General features: G+C 56.9%; 1 rRNA gene (cut by a window edge). It reads left to right on the plus strand.

The window, feature by feature from the left end:
* A 16S ribosomal RNA gene (locus tag QZ311_RS05840) occupies positions 1 to 209 on the plus strand (its annotated part extends 93 nt beyond the left edge of the window); the annotation flags it as partial.

Raw genomic sequence — 209 nt, forward strand, 5'->3', positions numbered from 1 at the left:
CCGGCGACCGGCGCACGGGTGAGTAACACGTATGAAACCTGCCCGTAGCAGGGGGATAAGCGGAAGAAATTCCGTCTAATACCGCGTAACAATTACCGGAGGCATCTCCGGTGATTTAAAGGAAGCGATTCCGGCTACGGATGGTCATGCGTCGCATTAGCTAGTTGGCGGGGTAACGGCCCACCAAGGCGACGATGCGTAGGGGTTCT

Origin of the sequence: uncultured Duncaniella sp. (assembly GCF_910578445.1) — a bacterium.
Lineage (GTDB): Bacteria > Bacteroidota > Bacteroidia > Bacteroidales > Muribaculaceae > Duncaniella.